The 21,184-nt window shown below is 57.2% G+C and carries 19 protein-coding genes; 12 read left to right on the top strand and 7 right to left on the bottom strand.

Annotated features, from left to right (window positions below; translation table 11 throughout):
* Window positions 1-71: 71 nt before the first annotated feature.
* Window positions 72-1,241 (top strand): Na+/H+ antiporter NhaA, encoded by a 1,170-nt coding sequence (gene nhaA, locus ACL2XJ_RS02075; RefSeq protein ID WP_413725503.1) that lies wholly within the window; start codon window positions 72-74, stop codon window positions 1,239-1,241.
* Window positions 1,242-1,312: 71 nt separating this feature from the next.
* Here nhaA and rpsT read toward each other — a convergent pair whose 3' ends face one another.
* Window positions 1,313-1,576: a 30S ribosomal protein S20 gene (gene rpsT / locus ACL2XJ_RS02070; RefSeq protein WP_203523918.1), complete on the bottom strand. Its 264-nt coding sequence runs from the start codon at window positions 1,574-1,576 to the stop codon at window positions 1,313-1,315.
* A gap of 453 nt (window positions 1,577-2,029) precedes the next feature.
* Between rpsT and ribF the strand changes: the two genes are divergently transcribed.
* The 11 genes from ribF to folA all read left to right on the top strand — a co-directional run bounded on the left by ribF (window position 2,030) and on the right by folA (window position 15,704).
* Window positions 2,030-2,968, top strand: coding sequence for a bifunctional riboflavin kinase/FAD synthetase (gene ribF / locus ACL2XJ_RS02065; RefSeq protein ID WP_413725502.1), 939 nt, complete (start codon window positions 2,030-2,032; stop codon window positions 2,966-2,968).
* Between the two features lie 32 nt (window positions 2,969-3,000).
* The gene (ileS, locus tag ACL2XJ_RS02060) at window positions 3,001-5,817 is read left to right on the top strand and encodes an isoleucine--tRNA ligase (RefSeq protein WP_413725501.1); all 2,817 of its coding nucleotides are present in this window, start codon (window positions 3,001-3,003) and stop codon (window positions 5,815-5,817) included.
* Entirely contained in the window at window positions 5,817-6,323 is a 507-nt protein-coding gene (gene lspA, locus ACL2XJ_RS02055; RefSeq protein WP_203523915.1) for a signal peptidase II, read from the top strand. Before ileS ends, lspA begins: the two co-directional genes overlap by 1 nt.
* A gap of 5 nt (window positions 6,324-6,328) precedes the next feature.
* Window positions 6,329-6,802, top strand: coding sequence for an FKBP-type peptidyl-prolyl cis-trans isomerase (gene fkpB, locus ACL2XJ_RS02050; RefSeq protein ID WP_132925901.1), 474 nt, complete (start codon window positions 6,329-6,331; stop codon window positions 6,800-6,802).
* Window positions 6,783-7,733, top strand: a complete 951-nt coding sequence (gene ispH, locus ACL2XJ_RS02045) for a 4-hydroxy-3-methylbut-2-enyl diphosphate reductase (RefSeq protein ID WP_413725500.1) — start codon at window positions 6,783-6,785, stop codon at window positions 7,731-7,733. Before fkpB ends, ispH begins: the two co-directional genes overlap by 20 nt.
* Window positions 7,734-8,011: 278 nt before the next feature.
* Window positions 8,012-8,833 carry a 4-hydroxy-tetrahydrodipicolinate reductase gene (dapB, locus tag ACL2XJ_RS02040; protein ID WP_413725499.1) on the top strand — a complete coding sequence of 274 codons (822 nt, stop codon included), beginning with the start codon at window positions 8,012-8,014 and terminating at the stop codon, window positions 8,831-8,833.
* A 465-nt stretch (window positions 8,834-9,298) separates the two neighbouring features.
* Window positions 9,299-10,447, top strand: coding sequence for a glutamine-hydrolyzing carbamoyl-phosphate synthase small subunit (carA, locus tag ACL2XJ_RS02035; protein WP_413725498.1), 1,149 nt, complete (start codon window positions 9,299-9,301; stop codon window positions 10,445-10,447).
* Window positions 10,448-10,461: 14 nt separating this feature from the next.
* Complete coding sequence (gene carB / locus ACL2XJ_RS02030; RefSeq protein WP_132925909.1) at window positions 10,462-13,689, top strand: carbamoyl-phosphate synthase large subunit; 3,228 nt, start codon at window positions 10,462-10,464, stop codon at window positions 13,687-13,689.
* A gap of 179 nt (window positions 13,690-13,868) precedes the next feature.
* Entirely contained in the window at window positions 13,869-14,639 is a 771-nt protein-coding gene (locus tag ACL2XJ_RS02025) for a threonine/serine ThrE exporter family protein (protein ID WP_413725497.1), read from the top strand.
* Window positions 14,636-15,100, top strand: coding sequence for a threonine/serine exporter (locus tag ACL2XJ_RS02020; protein WP_165934301.1), 465 nt, complete (start codon window positions 14,636-14,638; stop codon window positions 15,098-15,100). Before ACL2XJ_RS02025 ends, ACL2XJ_RS02020 begins: the two co-directional genes overlap by 4 nt.
* 121 nt (window positions 15,101-15,221) lie before the next feature.
* Complete coding sequence (gene folA, locus ACL2XJ_RS02015) at window positions 15,222-15,704, top strand: type 3 dihydrofolate reductase (RefSeq protein WP_413725496.1); 483 nt, start codon at window positions 15,222-15,224, stop codon at window positions 15,702-15,704.
* A gap of 238 nt (window positions 15,705-15,942) precedes the next feature.
* On the opposite strand, the gene ACL2XJ_RS02010 is transcribed toward folA, so the two are convergent.
* The 6 genes from ACL2XJ_RS02010 to surA all read right to left on the bottom strand — a co-directional run bounded on the left by ACL2XJ_RS02010 (window position 15,943) and on the right by surA (window position 21,129).
* Window positions 15,943-16,575 carry a hypothetical protein gene (locus ACL2XJ_RS02010; RefSeq protein WP_413725495.1) on the bottom strand — a complete coding sequence of 211 codons (633 nt, stop codon included), beginning with the start codon at window positions 16,573-16,575 and terminating at the stop codon, window positions 15,943-15,945.
* Window positions 16,576-16,760: 185 nt separating this feature from the next.
* A complete protein-coding gene (apaH, locus tag ACL2XJ_RS02005) occupies window positions 16,761-17,609 on the bottom strand; it encodes a bis(5'-nucleosyl)-tetraphosphatase (symmetrical) ApaH (RefSeq protein WP_413725494.1) in 849 nt (282 codons plus the stop codon).
* Between the two features lie 2 nt (window positions 17,610-17,611).
* Window positions 17,612-17,989 carry a Co2+/Mg2+ efflux protein ApaG gene (gene apaG, locus ACL2XJ_RS02000; protein WP_132925919.1) on the bottom strand — a complete coding sequence of 126 codons (378 nt, stop codon included), beginning with the start codon at window positions 17,987-17,989 and terminating at the stop codon, window positions 17,612-17,614.
* A gap of 15 nt (window positions 17,990-18,004) precedes the next feature.
* Window positions 18,005-18,823 carry a 16S rRNA (adenine(1518)-N(6)/adenine(1519)-N(6))-dimethyltransferase RsmA gene (gene rsmA, locus ACL2XJ_RS01995; RefSeq protein WP_132925921.1) on the bottom strand — a complete coding sequence of 273 codons (819 nt, stop codon included), beginning with the start codon at window positions 18,821-18,823 and terminating at the stop codon, window positions 18,005-18,007.
* Entirely contained in the window at window positions 18,816-19,808 is a 993-nt protein-coding gene (gene pdxA / locus ACL2XJ_RS01990) for a 4-hydroxythreonine-4-phosphate dehydrogenase PdxA (protein ID WP_132928010.1), read from the bottom strand. The genes rsmA and pdxA overlap by 8 nt, the downstream gene beginning before the upstream one ends.
* Window positions 19,798-21,129 (bottom strand): peptidylprolyl isomerase SurA, encoded by a 1,332-nt coding sequence (gene surA, locus ACL2XJ_RS01985; protein WP_413725493.1) that lies wholly within the window; start codon window positions 21,127-21,129, stop codon window positions 19,798-19,800. Before surA ends, pdxA begins: the two co-directional genes overlap by 11 nt.
* Window positions 21,130-21,184 lie beyond the last annotated feature (55 nt).

Raw genomic sequence — 21,184 nt, 5'->3', positions numbered from 1 at the left:
CCCTTTTGTTTACCCACAGCGCCAATTCCCGCACAATAAAACTCATCTAGCGTATACCGAGGTAAGGGACTTTGATTTTTATTATTCGCCGCTGGCTCTCGCATGAAGCTTCAAGCGGTGTGTTATTGATTCTGGCAGCGCTGGCGGCATTGATCATCGCTAATTCCCCGGCCCGTGAGGCCTATGAGGCCACCCTATATTACCCCCGGGCCGCCGCCGGCGAACAGGGCGCTTCCTTTAACCTGCTTGCGCTAATCAATGACGGTTTGATGGCGATGTTTTTTTTACTCATCGGGCTGGAGGTTAAGCGGGAACTTATCCAGGGTGCGCTGGCCAGCCGCGCCCAGGCGGCATTCCCGGCTATCGCTGCGCTGGGAGGAATGATAGCGCCGGCCATCATCTATATGCTGATGAACCGGCATGCCCCGGCTAATTACGCCGGCTGGGCCATTCCGACGGCAACGGATATCGCCTTCGCGGTGGGCGTGCTGGCACTGCTGGGAAAACGCGTGCCCGCCAGCCTGAAGGCCTTTTTGCTGGCGCTGGCCATTATCGACGATTTAGGGGCCATCGTTATCATCGCCCTGTTTTACAATCACCAACTTTCCCCGGCGGCGCTGGCGGGCGCCGCCGGGGTAGCGGCGGTTATGTGGCTGATGAACCGCAGAAATATCAGTCATCCCGGCCTCTATCTGCTGGCCGGCGCGGCGCTTTGGACATGTGTCCTGCTCTCCGGCATCCACGCCACCCTGGCCGGGGTGATTGCCGGCGCCCTGATACCGCTGAGCCTGCCGGGGAAGGCTTACTCCCCCGCGCTGGTGCTGGAGCACCGGTTGCAGCCCTGGGTCATCTATTTGATCTTGCCGCTGTTCGCGTTTGCCAATGCCGGGGTCTCCTTGCAGGGCTTGACGCCCGGCAGCCTGCTTTCGCTGCTGCCGGCCGGCATCGCCGCCGGGCTAATCCTGGGGAAACCCGTGGGGATAATGGCGTTCTGCCTGCTGTCAGTGAAGCTGCGTATGGCGCGCTTGCCCGATGGCGTGGCCATGGGGCAGATTGCCGCCGCGGCGGTACTCTGCGGCATTGGCTTCACCATGTCGATTTTTATTGCCGGCCTGGCATTCGGCACCGGTTCGGGAAATGAACAGCTCACCTTGGCAAAGCTGGGTATCCTGTCGGGTTCGACGCTATCGGCAATCCTGGGCTATCTGGTGCTGCGAAGGGCTTTGCCGCAGGCGGCGTAGCAGGGCATGATGTTAACAATGGCGCATAAAAAAAACCGGCCGAAGCCGGTTTTTTTAACGAATAACAACACTTACTGCATAGCGTTGATACGCGCGGTCAGATTAGATTTATGACGCGCTGCTTTGTTCTTGTGGATCAGACCTTTGCTGGCCTGACGGTCCACTAGGGGCTGCATAACAGAAAATGCACTCTGCGCAGCTTCTTTATCACCTGAATCGATAGCCGCGTATACCTTCTTAACAAAGGTACGCATCATGGAGCGACGGCTTGCATTGTGCTGACGACGCTTCTCAGACTGTACGGCGCGTTTCTTAGCTGATTTGATATTAGCCAAGGTCCAACTCCCAAACGTGTTCTATGAGACAATTCAAAGGCCGAGGAATATGCCCTTTCAGCCTTCTTTTGTCAATGGATTTGTGCAAATAAGCGCCGCTCAATAACGCAACGCCTGTTACAATGTGATGGCGCAGGATTCTACCAGTTTCAGCCCAAGGAATACAGTGTTTGCAGTGAAAAAAGCGATTATACCCGTCATCTCTCCCTTGCCCCCTTGCCGCAACATGAAATCTAGTGGGCATATCGTTATTAAGAAAGGTGACTCGCTCCCGGCGGCCCGGCCACGGGGAGCGGAATACTCCGCCCCGGGCAGAATAACCTGCGCAAAAAACCAGACCGGGCAATATAAGCGTGGTTTTCTCCGCTGTTACGGGCAAAGATTGGATTCGCGGGTTAACCTTAGGCTCCGTACAAGGTATAATCCGCCGATTTCCATTGTCTTGAGCCTGCTATGAAGCTTATTCGCGGCATACATAATCTTCAGGCGCGTCACTCCGGGTGCGTGCTCACCATCGGCAATTTTGACGGCTTTCATCGCGGGCATCAGGCGCTGATAGCGCAATTGCAGTCCGAAGGCCGTAAAAGAGGCCTGCCGGTAATGGTGATGATATTCGAGCCCCAGCCGCAAGAACATTTTGCCGGCCGGGACGCCCCGGCGCGGCTGACCCGCCTGCGGGATAAAGTGAAGTACCTGGCCCAGGCCGGGGTGGACATAGTACTCTGTGCGAAGTTTGATCAGCATTTTGCCGCCATGGACGCCCGGACGTTTGTTTCCCGGCTGCTGGTGGACAAGCTCGGCGTCAGGCTGCTTTGCGTGGGTGATGATTTTCGGTTCGGCGCCTGCCGGGAGGGTGATTACGCCTTTTTGCAGCAGGCGGGTACCGACGCGGGTTTTGATGTCATGAGCACCGCGACCTATACCGAAGGCGGCTTGCGTATCAGCAGCACCGCGGTACGGGAAGCGCTGAATACCGATCTGCTTGCCGAGGCCGAAATGCTGCTTGGCCATCCCTACCGAATTTCCGGCCGGGTGGAGCACGGCGACGAGCTGGGCCGTACCCTGGGATTTCCCACCGCCAACGTCTCGCTGAAAAAGCGGCCGGCGCCCATTAACGGCGTGTATGCGGTGGAGGTCCTGGGTCTGTCGGCCATGCCGCTGCCGGGCGTGGCGAACATCGGCACCCGACCCACGGTGGCCGGGCTGGTGTCGCGGCTGGAAGTCCATTTGCTGGATACGTCGATGGACCTGTACGGCCGCCATATCGAAGTGGTGTTTCGTGCTAAATTGCGTAATGAACAACGGTTTGCCTCCCTTGATGAGTTGAAGCGGCAAATCCAGAATGATGTGGTGACCGGCCGGACGTTTTTCGCACTGACGGCGCCCTTTTAAACTCTCAAACCGAAAACGGAACCGAGAATCGAATGAGTGATTACAAAAATACCCTGAATTTGCCGGACACAGGGTTCCCGATGCGCGGCGACCTGGCCAAGCGCGAGCCTGGCATGCTGCAACGCTGGTATGAACAGGACCTGTACGGGATTATCCGCCGTGCCAAGAAAGGTAAAAAAAGCTTTATTTTGCATGACGGCCCTCCCTATGCGAACGGCAATATTCATATCGGTCATTCGGTTAACAAGATTCTCAAAGACATTATCATCAAATCCAAAGGGCTGATGGGCTATGACTCGCCTTACGTGCCCGGCTGGGATTGCCACGGGCTGCCGATTGAACTGAAGGTTGAGCAGTTGATCGGCAAACCGGGTGAAAAGGTCAGCGCCGCCGAGTTTCGCGCCGCCTGCCGTAAATACGCCGCCGAACAGGTTGCCGGTCAGAAAAAGGATTTTATCCGTCTCGGCGTGCTGGGTGATTGGGAACATCCCTATCTGACGATGAATTTCGGCACCGAAGCCAATATCATCCGCGCGTTGGGTAAAATCATCGAAAACGGCCATTTGCAAAAAGGGGCCAAGCCGGTGCACTGGTGCATCGATTGCCGTTCCGCCCTGGCGGAAGCCGAGGTGGAATACTACGACCGCACATCCCCTTCCATCGATGTAGCGTTTCAGGCCGTGGATGCCGCCGCGGTGGCGGCGAAATTCGGCGTTTCTGCTTTGAACGGACCGCTGTCGCTGGTCATCTGGACCACTACGCCCTGGACCTTGCCCGCGGACCGGGGAATTTCCGTGCACCCGGATTACGACTACCAGCTGGTGGCCGTGGACGGGCAGAACTGGATCCTGGCCGCCGACCTGGTGGAAAGCGTTATGGCGCGGGCCGGCGTCGCCCACTGGACCGTTCTGGGCAGTTGTAAAGGCAGCGCGCTGGAACTGCTGCGCTTCCAGCATCCGTTCATGGCATTCGACGTGCCGGTGATACTGGGGCAGCACGTGACGCTTGACGCCGGTACCGGCGCGGTACATACCGCCCCCGGCCACGGTCCGGACGACTATGTTATCGGCCAGCAGTACGGTCTGGAAGTCTCCAATCCGGTGGGGCCGGACGGCTGCTTCCTGCCCGGGACCTATCCCGGGCTGGATGGCGTACAGGTCTTCAAGGCCAACGATTTGATAGTGCAGCTGCTGCGTGACCGCGGCGCGCTGGTGCATGTGGAAAAACTGCTGCACAGCTACCCCCACTGCTGGCGCCACAAGACGCCGATTATCTTCCGCGCCACGCCGCAGTGGTTTATCAGCATGGATAAAAAGGGACTGCGCCAGCGCTCTTTGGAGGAAATCAAGGATGTGCAGTGGATCCCCACCTGGGGCCAGGCACGCATCGAGAATATGGTGGCCAACCGCCCCGACTGGTGTATCTCGCGCCAGCGCACCTGGGGCGTGCCGATGTCGCTGTTCGTGCATAAAAACACCGAGGAGCTCCATCCGCGCACCCTGGAATTGATGGAAGAAGTGGCGAAGCGGGTAGAGCAGCAGGGTATCCAGGCCTGGTGGGATTTGGATCCGGCGGAGCTGCTGGGGGCCGAGGCGGCCGACTATGTCAAGGTGCCCGATACGCTGGATGTCTGGTTTGATTCGGGATCCACCCATTCGTCGGTGGTGGCGGTGCGGCCCGAGTTCGCCGGCCACGAGCCGGACATGTACCTGGAAGGCTCCGATCAGCACCGCGGCTGGTTTATGTCATCGCTGATGATCTCCACCGCCATGAAAGGCAGGGCCCCGTACCGCCAGGTGCTGACCCATGGCTTCACCGTCGACGGGCAGGGACGCAAAATGTCCAAATCCATCGGCAACACCGTCAGTCCGCAGCAGGTGATGGACAAGCTGGGGGCGGATATTCTTCGCTTGTGGGTCGCATCCACCGATTATACCGGTGAAATCGCGGTATCGGATGAGATCCTCAAGCGCTCCGCCGATTCCTATCGGCGCATACGTAATACCGCGCGCTTCCTGCTGGCCAACCTGAACGGCTTCGACCCGGCGCTGCACAGCGTTAAGCCGGAAGATATGGTGGTGCTGGATCGCTGGGCCGTGGGCCGGGCGCAGGCGGCTCAGGCCGACATTATCGCCGCCTACGACAGCTATGACCTGCATAACGTCGTGCAGCGCATGATGCAGTTCTGCTCGGTGGAAATGGGCTCTTTCTATCTTGATATCATCAAGGACCGGCAGTACACCACCAAGGCAGACAGTATCGCCCGCCGCAGCTGCCAAACCGCCCTGTACCATATCGCCGAGGCGCTGGTGCGCTGGATGGCGCCGATTCTCTCCTTTACCGCCGACGAGATCTGGAGCTTTATGCCCGGAAAACGCCAGCAGTACGTCTTTACTGAAGAGTGGTATGACGGCCTGTTCGGGCTGGACGAAGGCGAGACCATGAACGATGCTTACTGGGAGCAGGTGCTGAAAGTACGCGGCGAAGTGAATAAAGTGCTGGAGCAGGCCCGTGCCGATAAGCGTATCGGCGGCTCCCTGGAGGCCAGCGTCATCCTGTACGCCGATGAGTCCCTGGCGCCGACCCTGCGCGCCCTGGGAGAGGAGCTCTATTTCGCCCTGTTGACGTCCCGGGCGGAAGTGGCGGATTACGGCGCGGCGGGCGATGATGCCCTGCAGGCCGAAGGCCTGAAAGGGCTGAAAATTGCACTGGCGAATGCCGAGGGCCGGAAGTGTCCCCGCTGTTGGCATTTTGAGACGGATATCGGCGCCGACCCCGAACATCCGGAAATCTGCGGCCGCTGCGTCACCAACGTGGCGGGCGCCGGCGAAGAGCGTAAGTTTGTCTGATGAAAACACCCCTGATGTCAACCGGATTGCGCTGGCTGTGGCTGGCGGTAGTGGTACTGGTCATTGATCTTGGCACCAAGCAGTGGATTATGACGCACTTTATGCTGCATGAAACGATGGCGATCATACCCTCTGTGAATTTTTTCTATGCACAGAATTTCGGCGCGGCCTTCAGCTTCCTGGCGGATAAAGGCGGCTGGCAGCGCTGGCTGTTTGCGCTGATTGCCCTGGTTATCGCCATTGCGCTGCTGTTTATGATGTACCGGTCGGATTATCGGCAACGGATGTCCAACTGCGCCTATGCCCTGATTATCGGCGGCGCGTTGGGCAACCTGTCCGATCGGCTGGTGCACGGCGTGGTGATTGACTTTATTGACGTCTATGTCAATGAATGGCACTGGCCGACGTTCAATGTGGCGGATTCCGCTATTTGTATCGGTGCGGTATTGATCGTGCTGGAAGGGTTCTTCCGCCCTTCCGATCGGGCCGCCAAGCAGAAAGGCTGAGTAACATGACCGAGCAGGTGCAGTCCGACAGCGCGGTGCTGTTGCATTTCGATCTCAAGCTTGAGGACGGTACCCTGGCGGAATCCACTCGCCGGGAGAATAAACCGGCGCTGTTCCGCCTGGGGGATCAGAGCCTGTCGAAGGGATTGGAGCAGGCGCTGCTGGGATTGCGGGTGGGGGATAAAAAATCCTTTTCCCTGGGTCCCGAAGAGGCGTTCGGGCCCTCGAATCCCGATTTGGTCCAATTTTTCTCGCCGCGGGATTTTCTGGATACCGGCGTGCCCGAAGCGGGCACCATCATGCTGTTTACCGCCATGAACGGTAATGAAATGCCTGGGGTGGTCCTGGCGGTGACGGATGAATCCGTCACGGTGGATTTCAACAATCCGCTGGCCGGCCGCCGGGTTTATTTTGATATCGATGTCTTGGCTATCGATCCGGAGCAGGAGGAGGATAAAAATGCGCATATTGCTGGCTAACCCCCGCGGATTCTGCGCCGGTGTCGACCGGGCAATCAGTATTGTGGAACGGGCGCTGGAAATCTACGGCGCCCCCATCTATGTCCGCCATGAAGTCGTGCACAACCGCTATGTGGTGGACGCGCTGCGCGCCGGCGGCGCGATCTTCATTGAACAAATCGATGAGGTGCCGGACGGCTCCATACTGATTTTTTCCGCCCACGGCGTATCGCAGGCGGTGCGCAACGAGGCGAAGAATCGGGATCTGACGGTATTCGACGCCACCTGTCCCCTGGTGACCAAGGTGCATATGGAGGTGGCGCGCGCCAGCCGCAAAGGCACTGAGGCGATTCTCATCGGCCATGCCGGGCATCCTGAAGTGGAAGGCACCATGGGGCAATACAGCAATCCGCAGGGCGGCATGTATCTGGTGGAATCGCCGGCGGATGTCCGCAAGCTACAGGTCAAGGACGAGGCCAATCTCACGTTCATGACCCAGACCACGCTTTCCGTCGACGATACCTCCGAGGTTATCGATGCGCTGCGTGAACGCTTTCCCCAGATCATCGGGCCGCGTAAGGACGATATCTGCTACGCCACCACCAATCGCCAGGAAGCAGTGCGGGACTTGGCGTCCGAGGCGGACATCGTGCTGGTGGTGGGCTCAAGAAACTCCTCCAACTCCAACCGGCTGGCGGAACTGGCCCAACGGGCGGGTAAGCCGGCCTATCTCATCGATACCGCCGCGGATATCCAGGAGAGCTGGCTGCGGGGCATGGCGGTGGTGGGCGTGACCGCCGGGGCCTCTGCCCCGGATGTGCTGGTGAAGGCGGTGATTGAGCGTTTACGTGCCTTGGGCGGCGTAGATGTCGAGGAGCGCCGGGGACGGGAAGAGAACATCGTGTTCGAAGTGCCGAAAGAACTGCGGGTAAAAGTGCAGATTGTGGAATAAGCCGGACGACTATCTCATTATGCTGAAAAACCCGCTTGGGGTTAAAGCGTACAGGGACGTATTTACAGCAGGGTTGCCGTTTCGCTACGATCCGGCATCTTGTTCCCACTGGACACCTTGCTTTTCAGTCAAATGAATAAAAATTCATTTTACCCCGAGTCATTTCCGCTAATATCCCTCCTTTTTTATCATATTATCCTTATCACCGGTTAAATAAACTGGCGGCGGCCGGCGCCTCCGGTTAACCTGACACTGATTTTTCACTTAGCAGAGAGAGCATGGATATGACACCAATCCGCATAGCCGTCGTCGGGGCAGGGGGCCGCATGGGCCGGCAATTGATCCAGGCGGTGCAACAATCTCAATCCGCTTGCCTGGGGGCGGCGATTGAGCGTGAAGGCTCAAGCCTGATGGGTACCGATGCCGGTGAACTGGCGGGTTTAGGTCATATTGATGTCAGGGTCGGCCATAGCCTGGACGCGGTAAAAGACCGGTTTGACATATTGATTGATTTTACCCGCCCCGAAGGCACCCTGGAATACCTGGCTTTTTGCCAAACCCATGGCAAAGGCATGATTATCGGCACCACCGGCTTTGATGAGGGGCAAAAAGACCTCATTCAACAGGCGTCCCGGGATATTCCCATTGTTTTTGCCGCTAATTTCAGCGTCGGCGTGAACGTAATGCTAAAGTTGCTTGAAAAGACCGCCCGGGTGATGGGTGAGTATTGCGACATCGAAATAATCGAGGCGCATCACCGCCATAAGGTGGATGCCCCCTCCGGTACCGCCCTTGCCATGGGCGAAACCATTGCCGGAGCCTTGGGACGCCAGCTGAAGGATTGCGCCGTGTACAGCCGCGAGGGCCATACCGGCGAGCGTAAGCCCCATACCATCGGCTTTGCCACCGTGCGCGCGGGTGATATAGTGGGTGAGCATACGGCGATGTTTGCGGATATCGGTGAGCGGGTAGAGATAAGCCATAAGGCTTCCAGCCGCATGACCTTTGCCAATGGCGCCGTTCGCGCGGCGATATGGCTGAATGGTAAAAAAGCCGGGCTCTATAATATGGCGGATGTGCTCGATCTCGGTAATTTATAGACAGAAAAAAATATATATGTGAATGATGTATTTTTATGTCTATGATTTTAATAAGATATATTTTATCATTTTTAAAACATTTTAATAATATACGCTTGCCTGGTTTTTTTCATCAAAATCGTTATAAATAGCGTTTTTAAGAAGTATTTTTCATTAAAACCTTCGCGTTCCCGCCAAAAACGTTCCTGGCGGGAAAATGCTTCATTGATATTCCCTGTTTTTGTCAGGCAACCGATTACTTTTGCTCTTTTACAGTGCTTTTTAACCGGTTCGCTCTGCTTAACAGGTGAAATGACGATTAATTGAATGAATTATTGTTGCGGGGGTAGACAAGTGCCCTATGCATCATTAAAATGCGCCCAATTTGCCAAAAATCCACCTTGAAGGTGTTTTTTGCATTGATTTAGACCGTTAAATCTGAATTAATATGCAAATACAATGACTGAATATTCCTTGGAGGGTGTTTTGATAAAGTCAGCGCTATTGGTTCTGGAAGACGGAACCCAATTCCACGGTCGGGCCATCGGGGCGGAGGGTACGGCAGTGGGGGAAGTGGTCTTCAACACCTCGATGACCGGATATCAAGAAATTCTCACCGATCCCTCCTACTCCCGCCAAATCGTTACTCTCACTTATCCCCATATCGGCAATGTCGGCACTAATCCAGAAGATGAAGAATCCTCCTGCATTCAGGCCGAGGGCCTGGTTATCCGGGACTTGCCGCTGATAGCGAGCAATTTCCGCAGCACCGGCTCCCTGTCTGACTATCTTAAAAAGAATAACGTAGTGGGCATCGCCGATATCGATACGCGTAAACTGACCCGGCTGCTGCGGGAGAAAGGGGCGCAAAACGGCTGTATCATCGCAGGCGATGCTCCCGATGCCGGGCTGGCGCTGCAAAAAGCGCGGCAATTCCCGGGTCTCAAGGGCATGGATCTGGCAAAGGAAGTCAGCACCACCGAACAATATCCCTGGACCCAGGGCAGCTGGCGTCTTGAAGGCGGCCTGCCGGCCCCTGCTTGCGCCGACTCACTGCCGTTCCATGTGGTGGCTTACGATTACGGCATAAAACGCAATATCATGCGCCTTCTGGTGGATCGCGGCTGCCGCCTGACGGTGGTGCCGGCGCAAACCCCGGCGGCGGACGTCCTGGCAATGAACCCGGACGGCATCTTCCTGGCGAACGGTCCCGGCGATCCGGAGCCTTGCGATTACGCTATCGCCGCCATTAAAACCTTTCTTGAAACCGACATACCGGTGTTCGGCATCTGCCTGGGGCATCAGCTGCTGGCGCTGGCCAGCGGCGCCAAGACCCTGAAAATGAAATTCGGCCACCACGGCGGCAACCATCCGGTGAAGGATTTGGACGCCAACCGGGTAATGATAACCGCGCAAAACCATGGTTTCGCCGTGGATGAAACGTCGCTGCCGCCTACGCTGCGGGTCACTCATGTCTCGCTGTTCGACGGTTCGCTGCAGGGCATTTGCCGCACCGATAAACCGGCGTTCAGCTTCCAGGGGCACCCGGAGGCCAGCCCCGGCCCCCATGACGCGGGTCCGCTGTTCGATCACTTTATAGAATTGATTAAGTCATATCGTTCTCAGGCGAAATAATCAGGAGCCAAGCAATGCCAAAACGTACAGATTTAACCAGTATCCTGATTCTGGGTGCCGGCCCGATAGTCATCGGCCAGGCGTGCGAGTTCGATTATTCCGGCGCGCAGGCCTGCAAGGCGCTGCGTGAAGAAGGTTACCGGGTGGTGCTGGTGAATTCCAACCCGGCCACCATCATGACCGACCCCGATATGGCGGATGCCACCTATATCGAACCCATACACTGGGAAGTGGTGCGCAAAATCATCGAGAAAGAGCGTCCCGACGCCATACTGCCCACCATGGGCGGCCAGACGGCGCTGAACTGCGCGCTGGATCTGGAGCGTGAAGGGGTGCTGGCGGAATTCGGCGTCACCATGATAGGCGCCACCGCCGACGCCATTGATAAAGCGGAGGATCGGCGCCGCTTTGACCAGGCCATGAAAAAAATCGGCCTGGAAACCGCCCGTTCCGGCATTGCCCATAATATGGAAGAAGCGCTGGCGGTGGCCGCCGACGTGGGGTTCCCCTGTATTATCCGCCCTTCCTTTACCATGGGCGGCTCCGGCGGCGGTATTGCCTACAATCGTGAAGAGTTCGAAGAAATCTGCGAACGCGGCCTCGATCTCTCCCCCACCACCGAACTGCTGATCGATGAGTCGCTCATTGGCTGGAAAGAGTATGAGATGGAGGTGGTGCGGGACAAAAACGACAACTGCATTATCGTCTGCTCCATTGAAAATATGGACGCCATGGGCATTCACACCGGCGATTCCATTACCGTCGCGCCGGCGCAGACCCTCACCGACAAAGAGTATCAAATCATGCGTAACGCCTCCATGGCGGTACTGCGTGAAATCGGCGTGGAAACCGGCGGATCGAACGTGCAGTTCTCGGTGAATCCGGAAAACGGCCGGCTGATTATTATCGAAATGAATCCGCGCGTATCCCGCTCATCCGCACTGGCGTCGAAAGCCACCGGTTTCCCCATCGCCAAGGTGGCCGCCAAGCTGGCGGTGGGTTATACCCTGGATGAGCTGATGAACGACATTACCGGCGGACGTACGCCGGCCTCCTTCGAGCCCTCCATCGATTATGTCGTCACCAAGATACCCCGCTTCAATTTCGAGAAATTCGCCGGCGCCAACGATCGGCTGACGACCCAGATGAAATCCGTGGGGGAAGTCATGGCCATCGGCCGCACCCAGCAGGAGTCGCTGCAAAAAGCGCTGCGCGGGCTGGAGGTGGGCGCCACCGGTTTTGATCCCAAGGTCAGCCTGGATGACCCGGAGGCGCTGACGAAAATCCGCCGCGAGCTGAAAGATGCCGGCGGCGACCGCATCTGGTACGTCGCCGATGCGTTCCGCGCCGGGCTGTCAGTGGACGGGGTGTATAATCTCACCAATATCGATAAATGGTTCCTGGTGCAGATTGAGGAACTGGTCCAGTTGGAAAACGAGGTGGCGAAGCAAGGCGTTACCGCCCTGGACGCCGGCTTCCTGCGCCGGCTCAAACGCAAAGGGTTCGCCGATGCGCGCCTGGCCGCCCTGGCGGGCGTATCGGAGGGGGAAATCCGCAAACTGCGGGAAGAGTATAATCTCCATCCGGTTTACAAGCGGGTGGATACCTGCGCGGCGGAATTCGCTACCGACACCGCCTATATGTATTCCACTTACGATGAAGAGTGTGAATCCAACCCGACCCGGGATCGTGAAAAGATCATGGTGCTGGGGGGCGGGCCCAACCGTATCGGCCAGGGTATCGAATTCGACTACTGCTGCGTGCACGCGTCGCTGGCGCTGCGGGAAGACGGCTACGAGACCATTATGGTCAACTGCAACCCCGAAACGGTGTCCACCGATTACGATACCTCCGACCGGCTTTATTTCGAACCGGTGACCCTGGAGGATGTGCTGGAAATCGTGCGCGTGGAGCAGCCTAAAGGCGTTATCGTGCAATACGGCGGCCAGACCCCGCTGAAACTGGCCCGTGAACTGGAAGCCGCCGGCGTGCCGATTATCGGCACCAGTCCGGATGCCATTGACCGCGCCGAAGATCGCGCCCGTTTTCAGCAGGCGGTGGAAAGGCTGGGTCTCAAGCAGCCGGCCAACGCCACGGTGACCACCATCGATCAGGCGGTGGAGAAGGCGGCCACCATCGGTTATCCGCTGGTGGTGCGGCCCTCCTATGTCCTGGGCGGCCGGGCGATGGAAATCGTCTATGACGATGTTGATCTGCTGCGCTATTTTCAAACCGCGGTCAGCGTGTCCAACGATGCCCCGGTATTGCTTGACCGGTTCCTGGACGATGCGGTTGAAGTGGATGTGGACGCCATTTGCGATGGCGAGCAGGTGCTTATCGGCGGCATCATGGAGCATATCGAGCAGGCGGGGGTGCACTCCGGCGACTCGGCCTGTTCGCTGCCGTGTTATACCCTTAGCCAGGAAATTCAGAATGTCATGCGCCGCCAGGTGGAGAAGCTGGCGTTTGAGCTGCGGGTCCGCGGCCTGATGAATGTGCAGTTCGCCGTCAAGGCCAACGAAGTCTATCTCATCGAGGTGAACCCCCGCGCCGCGCGCACCGTGCCGTTTGTCTCCAAGGCCACCGGGGTGCCGTTGGCGAAGGTGGCCGCCCGGGTCATGGTGGGACAATCCCTGGCGCAACAGGGTGTGACCAAAGAGGTTATTCCGCCTTATTACTCGGTGAAGGAAGTGGTGCTGCCGTTTAACAAATTCCAGGGCGTCGACCCGATCCTCGGGCCGGAAATGCGTTCCACCGGCGAAGTGATGGGCGTGGGGCGGACATTTGCCGAAGCTTTCGGCAAGGCCATGCTGGGCAGCCAGTCGCACATGAAAAAAACCGGCCGGGCCTTGCTGTCGGTGCGTGAGGGGGATAAAGGCCGCGTGGTGGATTTGGCGGCCAAACTGCTGAAGCACGGCTTTGAGCTGGATGCGACCCACGGTACCGCGGTCGTGCTGGGGGAGGCGGGCATCAATCCCCGGCTGGTGAATAAGGTCCATGAAGGGCGTCCCCATATCCAGGACCGCATCAAAAACGGCGAATACAGCTATATCGTCAATACCACCGCCGGCCGCCAGGCCATTGCGGATTCCAAGCTGATCCGGCGCAGCGCGCTACAGTACAAGGTGCATTACGACACCACCATGAACGGTGGTTTCGCTACCGCCATGTCGCTGAATTCAGACCCCACCGAGCGGGTTATTTCCGTTCAGGAGATGCACCTTCAGCTCAATAAAGCCTGATAGCCGGGCCGCAAGCCGACAGGTTTCCGTCCTCTTGCGGCCCGGGCGGGTCTGTCCTGGAATGCGGTCCTGATTGTCGTCCTAACAAAGGCTTGCTGACGGATTTTTTACGTGTTATTAAACAGCATCTTTGGGCTTAGGCACTCGGGGTATGGCAGGGCATGGCAACGGTTAAGGAAATGTCAGAGGACCACCAGCGGGTTATTACCCGGCTCTGTATCGAGTGCGCGATATTATTGCTGCAGCATGGCGCTGAAAGCATGCTGGTGGAGCAGCTATCCACCCGGCTGGGGCTGGCGCTGGGAGTAGAGCGGGTGGAAAGCTCCATTTCCGCCAATGCCGTGGTGCTCACCACCATCAATAAAGACTTTTGCCTGACGTCAACCCGTAAAAATAACGATCGCGGCATCAATATGCATGTCGTCACCCAGGTGCAGCATATCGTCATCATGGCTGAGCACCATTTACTGGATGCGGAGGATGTGGCCAAGCGGCTGGGAAATATTCGGCCGCTGCGTTATCCGCGCTGGCTGATGGTCTGTGTGGTCGGCTTATCCTGCGGCTGCTTTAGCCGGCTCAACGGCGGCGGCTGGGATGCGTTCGCCGTCACCCTGTGCGCCAGCGGCCTGGCCATGTATGTCCGTCAACTGCTGACCGCGCGGCAAATGAACCCTCTGATTAATTTTTGCATCACCGCGTTTGTCGCCACCTCCGCTTCGGGCTTGTTAATGCGTTTGCCGGTATTCCACGACACGTCGCTGGTGGCGATGCCCGCGAGCGTTCTGCTGCTGGTGCCGGGCTTTCCGTTGATCAATGCGGTGGCGGATATGTTCAAAGGCCATATCAACACCGGTTTGGCGCGCTGGACCATGGCCAGCCTGCTGACGCTCTCTATCTGTATCGGTATCGTCCTGGCGATGGCGGTATGGGATTTCAAGGGGTGGGCATGAATCTGCTGCTGGCGTTGCTGGAGGACATGGTATTGGCCGCCGTGCCGGCCCTGGGGTTCGCCATGGTGTTCAATGTACCGGCCAAGGCGCTGCGTTATTGCGCCCTGCTGGGAGCCATCGGCCATGGCTCGCGCACGCTGATGATACACTATGGCCTGAACATTGAGTGGGCCACCCTGCTGTCCTCTATTTTAATCGGTGTGATCGGTATCCACTGGTCTCGCTGGCTGCTGGCCCATCCCAAAGTCTTTACGGTGGCGGCGGTCATTCCGATGTTTCCCGGTATTTCCGCTTACAGCGCCATGGTGGCGGCGGTGCAGATTTCCCATCTGGGCTATAGCGAGGCGCTGATGTCGACGCTGGTAACGCAGTTTCTCAAAGCGGGGTTTATTGTGGGCGCCCTGTCCATCGGCCTCTCTTTACCGGGACTATGGCTTTACCGCAAACGCCCGGGCGTGTGAGACCCCTAACCCGGCAGGATAGGCGCTTTCCGAATTTTGCCGGTGGAGTGGGGCGGCCCTATCGACGGCAGTTTGTAGTTTCCGTATAGTGGCAGCAATTTTATAGCCGGTAAGAGTTTATATGATTATCAGTCTGATTGCCGCCCTGGCGGTAGATCGCGTGATTGGCCTTGAAAACGCCATGCCCTGGCACCTGCCCGCCGATCTGGCATGGTTCAAACGAAACACCCTGAATAAACCGATCATCATGGGCCGCAAGACCTATGAATCCCTTGGCCAGCCTTTGCCGGGCCGCCGGAATATCGTGCTCAGCCGCCATCCCGCCGCCGGCGATGGGGTCATCTGGGCGGCATCGGCATCAGACGCCCTGGCTGCCGCCGGCGAGGCGGAGGAAGTCATGGTAATCGGCGGGGGGAATATTTATCAGCAGTTCCTGCCCCGTGCTCAGCGATTATACCTGACCCATATCGACGCGGAAATCGACGGCGACACCTACTTTCCCGATTACGAGCCGGATCAATGGCAATCCACCTTCAGTGAATTCCACGATGCCGACGACAAGAACAGCCACAGTTTCTGTTTTGAAATTCTGGAGCGGCGTTAGCTTTTCTTGCTAGGCCGGCTGAGTCCCTGTCGCCGGCTGAATATTTATCCACACGCGTGCCAGGGTACCGCGCCGTGGAGGATGGCTTTCTGCGATTCAGGCACAGAAAGAGATGCAAAGAACGCAGTTTTTTTAATAAAAAGGATTTTAATAAGATATTGCCGAAACAATGCTAGCGGATGAATATTCCCGAAACCATGTAAGCCTGGCCTCGGGAATATTTGTGAAATGATCGGGTTTAATTATGTTGTTCAGCTTTAGCCGCGGTGTAATGCCAGTTGTCTTTCAAATCCTTCAGAATTTTCAATATCTGCGTTCTAAACGCTTCTCGACCTTCGGCAGTACTGAAAACATTGCCGTGCCGCTGTGGATTAAGATCGCCAAAGCTCTTAAATGGATGGCCGCAAAGCTCTTTTTGTAATGTATTGAGCGCTAACGTTTTATTATATTCATCGCCATTTTCGGATGTAGAACAAAGATAGAGATCGGTAATCAGCGCTCTTAAAAAGTTGTGCTTGTTAGCCCCTTCAATCCGTTCATTAATAAGATATTCAATATTATCATAGGAAATCTCCCTGCTATCATCTTCTAAATAACGTATTAGCGGTTCAAGAGTCGATAAACCCCCACACAGGCTTTTGGCGCACGCAGTCAACTGGGCTTTAATGGATTGCGCGAGTGCGGCCATTTCTTCGGCGCTCTTTAATGGCGGTTGGACGGCGGCAGTAGACTGGCTGTGTTCGTTTCGAGGGGACAACGCGGCGTTATAGCCTCTGGTAAAGTATTTGCCTAATGAGGTAAGTAACGCCGGTATGGTTTTATCTTGGGCAACAGTTTTGACAAATGCTTCATTCACAATCGCATTATTCATATTTGAGTCCTTTCTAAAAGGCATTACAGCCCCGGAGGACTGTATCGTAGCCGACATCTGGTTTTGTCCGTTGAGGGTTGTGCCCCAGCCAATAACCCTGGCTGCATGATACGTTTATTGGGGAGTGGTAATATCTAATAAAATAAAAAGCTAATAAAAAAATGAGTAGATTTCGCCTGCCGGTATTATTCCACCGGCATTGCTTCAATGCCGCTTTCACCCCGGCGGTTGGACGGTTGCCGGAAATACTGCTTATCTTCCCAGCGCAGCATGGTTAATTCGCCGCCCCAGCAGCAGCCGGTATCCAGGGCATAAATACCCTCCGGAGTGCCTTTTCCTTCCAGCGAGGCCCAATGGCCGAAAACAATGCCGTACTCTTGCGCCACTGGTCCGGGCAACAAAAACCAGGGGCGCAGGGGAGGGGGGGCGCGATCCGGCGCATCTTTGCTTATCATGTCCAACTGGCCGTTGGGAAAACAAAAACGCATTCGGGTAAAGGCGTTGGTGCAAAAACGCAGCCGAGACAGGCCGGTAAGCTCAGGAGACCAGTTGTTCGGCATGTCGCCGTACATGGAATCGAGAAACAGGGGGTAGCTATCGCTGGACAGCACCGCTTCCACTTCGCGGGCGCACATGCGGGCGGTGGCCAAATCCCACTGCGGCGTAATGCCGGCGTGGGCCATCACCAGCTTTTTTTCCTCATCCACCTGCAGCACCGGCTGGCGGCGCAGCCAGTTGATCAACACATCGGCATCCGGCGCTTCCAGCAGCGGCGTGATGCGGTCCTTGGGCTTGTTGCGGCTGATGCCGGCGTATACCGCCAGCAAATGCAAATCATGATTGCCCAGCACCAGCCGCACGCAGTCCCCCAGATCCCTGACATATCGCATGACCTCCAGGGAAGCCGGCCCCCGGGCCACCAAATCTCCGGTCAGCCATAACTGGTCCCGGGCAGGATTAAAATCCACCTGGGACAAAAGTAGCTTCAGCTCCTCAAAGCAGCCGTGTATATCACCGATTAAATAAGTCGACATAGTTAGTGTATTAGTGATGGTATCGCTAAACGGAAGACGGGAATGGCAATACGGAAGGACTGCCCCTGATGATCCAGCATTTCGTAATGGCCTTCCATGGTGCCGAGCGGCGTTTCAAGGATAGCCCCGCTGGTATATTGAAACTCATTGCCCGGCAGGATAAGCGGCTGTTCACCCACCACCCCTTCCCCCTGGACTTCGGTTTCTTTACCGTTGGAATTGGTAATGAGCCAGTAACGGCCCACCAGCTGTACATTATGCCGACCGAGATTACGCACGGTAATAGTGTAGGCGAAGACATAACGCTCCTCTTCCGGGATGGATTGTGTCTCGACGTACATACTTTGAACCTGCACGCAAACGCGCGGCGAATTAATCATACAGCCTGACTCCTATCATTCTTGTTGCGATGGGTGGTCCGCCAGCCAGTTCGCCAGGTGGCAGTACTGCGCCACGGTAATATTTTCAGCGCGCATGACCGGATCGATCCCCAGCTCCGTCAGCTGCGCCTGGGTAAAGAGATGTCCAAGGCTGTTGCGAACGGTTTTCCTGCGCTGGTTAAACGCCTGACTGGTAATCCGGGCCAATACCTGCAAATCGCTGACCGGGTGGGGCAATTGGCTGTAAGGCACCAGGCGCACCACGGCCGAGTCCACCTTCGGCGCCGGTCTGAAAGAGGTCGGCGGAACTTCCAATACCGGTATGATCTGGCAATAGTATTGCGCCATGACGCTCAAACGACCATAGGCCTTACTGTCCGGTCCAGCCACCAGACGGTTCACCACTTCCTTTTGCAACATGAAATGCATGTCGCGGATTGCCTGAGTATAGCTGAAAAGATGGAACATCAGCGGCGTGGAGATATTGTAAGGCAGGTTACCGAACACCCGCAACGGCTGGCCCAGCTGCTGCGCCAGGGCGGCGAAATCCACGGTCATGGCGTCCTGTTGCAGAATGGTCAGCTTGCTCTGCATAAAAGGGTGCGTTGCAAGCCTGGCGGCTAAATCACGGTCCAGTTCAATGACCGTCAACTGGGTCAGCCGCTCCGCCACCGGTTCGGTCAATGCGCCGAGACCGGGGCCGATTTCCACTAGCGCCTGGTCCGGCAAGGGATGGATGGCGGAGACGATGGCATCGATGATATTGCCGTCGTGGAGAAAATTCTGCCCGAAGCGTTTACGGGCGAGATGGCCTTGATGAAGACGTTTATCCATTACAATTATTTATCATTTTTATGGCGAGATTAAGCGCCGTCTTGATGCTGCCGGCCTCCGCCTGACCAGTGCCGGCCAGTTCCAGGGCGGTGCCGTGATCGACGGAGGTACGAATAAAAGGTAATCCCAGGGTGATGTTAACCGCACGGCCGAAGCCCTGATATTTCAATACCGGCAACCCTTGGTCGTGATACATCGCCAGCACCGCATCGGCATGCCGGAGGTATTTGGGCTGGAAAAGGGTATCGGCGGGCAATGGCCCCACCAGATCGAGTCCTTCGGCCCGCAGCGCATCCAGCGCCGGGATCAGGGTGTCTATTTCTTCCCGGCCCATATGGCCGCCTTCCCCGGCGTGGGGATTGAGGCCGCACACATAGATCCTCGGCCGGGGAATACCGAACCGGCGGCGCAAATCATGGTCGAGGATGGTGATGACTTCCCGCAGGGATTCGCGGGTTATGGCGCCGGCGACCGCCGACAGGGGCAAATGCGTGGTGGCCAGCGCCACCCGCAGCGATTCGGTGGCCAGCATCATCACCACGCGCTGGCACTGGCTGCGATCGGCGAAGAACTCGGTATGGCCGGTAAAGGGCAGGCCGCCGTCGTTGATAATGCCTTTATGCACCGGACCGGTGAGCAGTGCCGCGAATTCGCCGTTCAGGCAGCCATCGCAGGCCCGGGCCAGGGTTTTCACCACATAAGCGCTGTTGCCCACGTCCAGCTGACCCGCCCTTATCGGGACCGGAGCGTCCACCGCCAGCACGGTCAGGGTGCCGGCCGGCTGCGAAGCGGCCGGCAGCTCCGGACGGTAAGGATTCAATCGCAAGGGTAAACCGAGCTGCCGGGCCCGGTCCGCCAGAACCGCCGGGTCGGCGCACACCACCAGCTCCACCGGCCAGGCCTGCTGCGCCAGCACGGCCATCAAATCCGGACCGATGCCGGCGGGTTCGCCGGGCGTTATCACCAGCCGAGCATTACTGTCCATTATCACCGTTGCTGCCATTGTCACCGTTGCCGCCATTGTCATCCAGGATTTTGACGTAAGCGGCGGCGCGCTGTTCCTGCATCCAGGTCTGCGCCTCTTCGGCGAATTTACGGTTGAACAGCAGGCGGTAGGCCTGATCTTTCTTGGCCGCGTCGGTGCGGTCAACCTGGCGCGTATCCAGCAGTTGAATCAAATGCCAACCGAAAGAGGAGCGCACCGGCGAGCTGATCTGGCCTTTTTTCAGGGAGGCCAGCGCGTCACGGAAAGCGGGATCGTAGGAGTCAGGAGAGGTCCAGCCCAGGTCGCCGCCCTGGTTGGCGGAGCCGGGGTCCTGGGAAATCTGTTTAGCCACGGCGGCGAAATCGGCTTTGCCGCTTTTGATTTGCGCCAGGACATCGTTCAGCTTGTCCTGGGCCTGCTGATCGGTCAATACCACCGACGGGCGCAGCAGAATGTGCCGGACGTGGACTTCGGTAACCTGTACTTTCTGATCGCCGCCGCGAATATCATTAACCCGCAGGATATGGAAACCGACCCCGGAACGAATGGGCCCGACGATTGCCCCTTTGGGGGCTGACTGCAACCGTTCAGCAAAGATGGTCGGCAACTCTTGCAGCTTGCCCCAGCCCATCTGGCCGCCTTTGAGCGCCTGGGGATCGGAGGAGTAGCTGATGGCCATTTTACCGAAATCGGCGCCTTTATTGAGCTGCGCCACCAGGGAATTCGCCAGGGCTTCCGCTTTATCCACCTGCGCCTGGGATGGGTTCTCCGGCAGCGGGATCAGGATATGGCTTAAATTGTAGTCGGCGCCGTTACCGGTTTGCGCGGCAATTTGCTGCGCCAGGGAATCCACTTCCTGCGGCAGGATGGTTACCCGGCGGCGCACCTCGCTGTTACGCACTTCGGCAATCAGCATCTCTTTGCGGATTTGCTTACGATAGGTGTCGTAGCTGATGCCCTGATCCGCCAGACGGCTGCGCAACTGATCCAGCGTCATGTGGTTTTGTTCAGCGATATGGCTGATGGACTGCGTCAGCTGATCTTCCGTTACGGTAATATTGGCCCGCTGCGCCAATGACAGAATGATATTGTCCATGATCAGGCGATCGATAATCTGGCGGCGCAGGGTCGCATCGTCGGGAAGCTGTTGATGGGCATCCGCTGCGTTGCGCTTGACGGAGTCCAGCAGTCCATCCACATCACTTTCGAGAACAACGCTGTTATCCACCACGGCCGCCACTCTATCCACCACTTGCGGGGCTGCAAACGCGCTGCCAGCAAAGAGGGCCATGCCGAGAATAACCGTTCTCCAGTTTTTCATACCTTTTCCATTTCTATCAGCCGCATTCGCGGATTCATGTTCAATGTTTGCCCGT

Source organism: Sodalis sp. RH16 (assembly GCF_047324245.1).
Classification (GTDB): Bacteria; Pseudomonadota; Gammaproteobacteria; order Enterobacterales; family Enterobacteriaceae; genus Acerihabitans; species Acerihabitans ligni.
This window is presented reverse-complemented; position numbering and strand designations above follow the sequence as displayed.

Bases quoted from the DNA above. Each gene is read 5' to 3' on its own strand.
- lspA (WP_203523915.1), top strand. From the start codon at position 5,817: ATGAAAACACCCCTGATGTCAACCGGATTGCGCTGGCTGTGGCTGGCG.
- pdxA (WP_132928010.1), bottom strand. From the start codon at position 19,808: ATGGACAGTAATGCTCGGCTGGTGATAACGCCCGGCGAACCCGCCGGC.
- dapB (WP_413725499.1), top strand. From the start codon at position 8,012: ATGGATATGACACCAATCCGCATAGCCGTCGTCGGGGCAGGGGGCCGC.
- ACL2XJ_RS02010 (WP_413725495.1), bottom strand. From the start codon at position 16,575: ATGAATAATGCGATTGTGAATGAAGCATTTGTCAAAACTGTTGCCCAA.
- fkpB (WP_132925901.1), top strand. From the start codon at position 6,329: ATGACCGAGCAGGTGCAGTCCGACAGCGCGGTGCTGTTGCATTTCGAT.
- surA (WP_413725493.1), bottom strand. From the start codon at position 21,129: ATGAAAAACTGGAGAACGGTTATTCTCGGCATGGCCCTCTTTGCTGGC.
- ribF (WP_413725502.1), top strand. From the start codon at position 2,030: ATGAAGCTTATTCGCGGCATACATAATCTTCAGGCGCGTCACTCCGGG.
- carB (WP_132925909.1), top strand. From the start codon at position 10,462: ATGCCAAAACGTACAGATTTAACCAGTATCCTGATTCTGGGTGCCGGC.
- folA (WP_413725496.1), top strand. From the start codon at position 15,222: ATGATTATCAGTCTGATTGCCGCCCTGGCGGTAGATCGCGTGATTGGC.
- ispH (WP_413725500.1), top strand. From the start codon at position 6,783: ATGCGCATATTGCTGGCTAACCCCCGCGGATTCTGCGCCGGTGTCGAC.
- rsmA (WP_132925921.1), bottom strand. From the start codon at position 18,823: ATGGATAAACGTCTTCATCAAGGCCATCTCGCCCGTAAACGCTTCGGG.
- apaG (WP_132925919.1), bottom strand. From the start codon at position 17,989: ATGATTAATTCGCCGCGCGTTTGCGTGCAGGTTCAAAGTATGTACGTC.
- ACL2XJ_RS02020 (WP_165934301.1), top strand. From the start codon at position 14,636: ATGAATCTGCTGCTGGCGTTGCTGGAGGACATGGTATTGGCCGCCGTG.
- apaH (WP_413725494.1), bottom strand. From the start codon at position 17,609: ATGTCGACTTATTTAATCGGTGATATACACGGCTGCTTTGAGGAGCTG.
- ACL2XJ_RS02025 (WP_413725497.1), top strand. From the start codon at position 13,869: ATGTCAGAGGACCACCAGCGGGTTATTACCCGGCTCTGTATCGAGTGC.
- ileS (WP_413725501.1), top strand. From the start codon at position 3,001: ATGAGTGATTACAAAAATACCCTGAATTTGCCGGACACAGGGTTCCCG.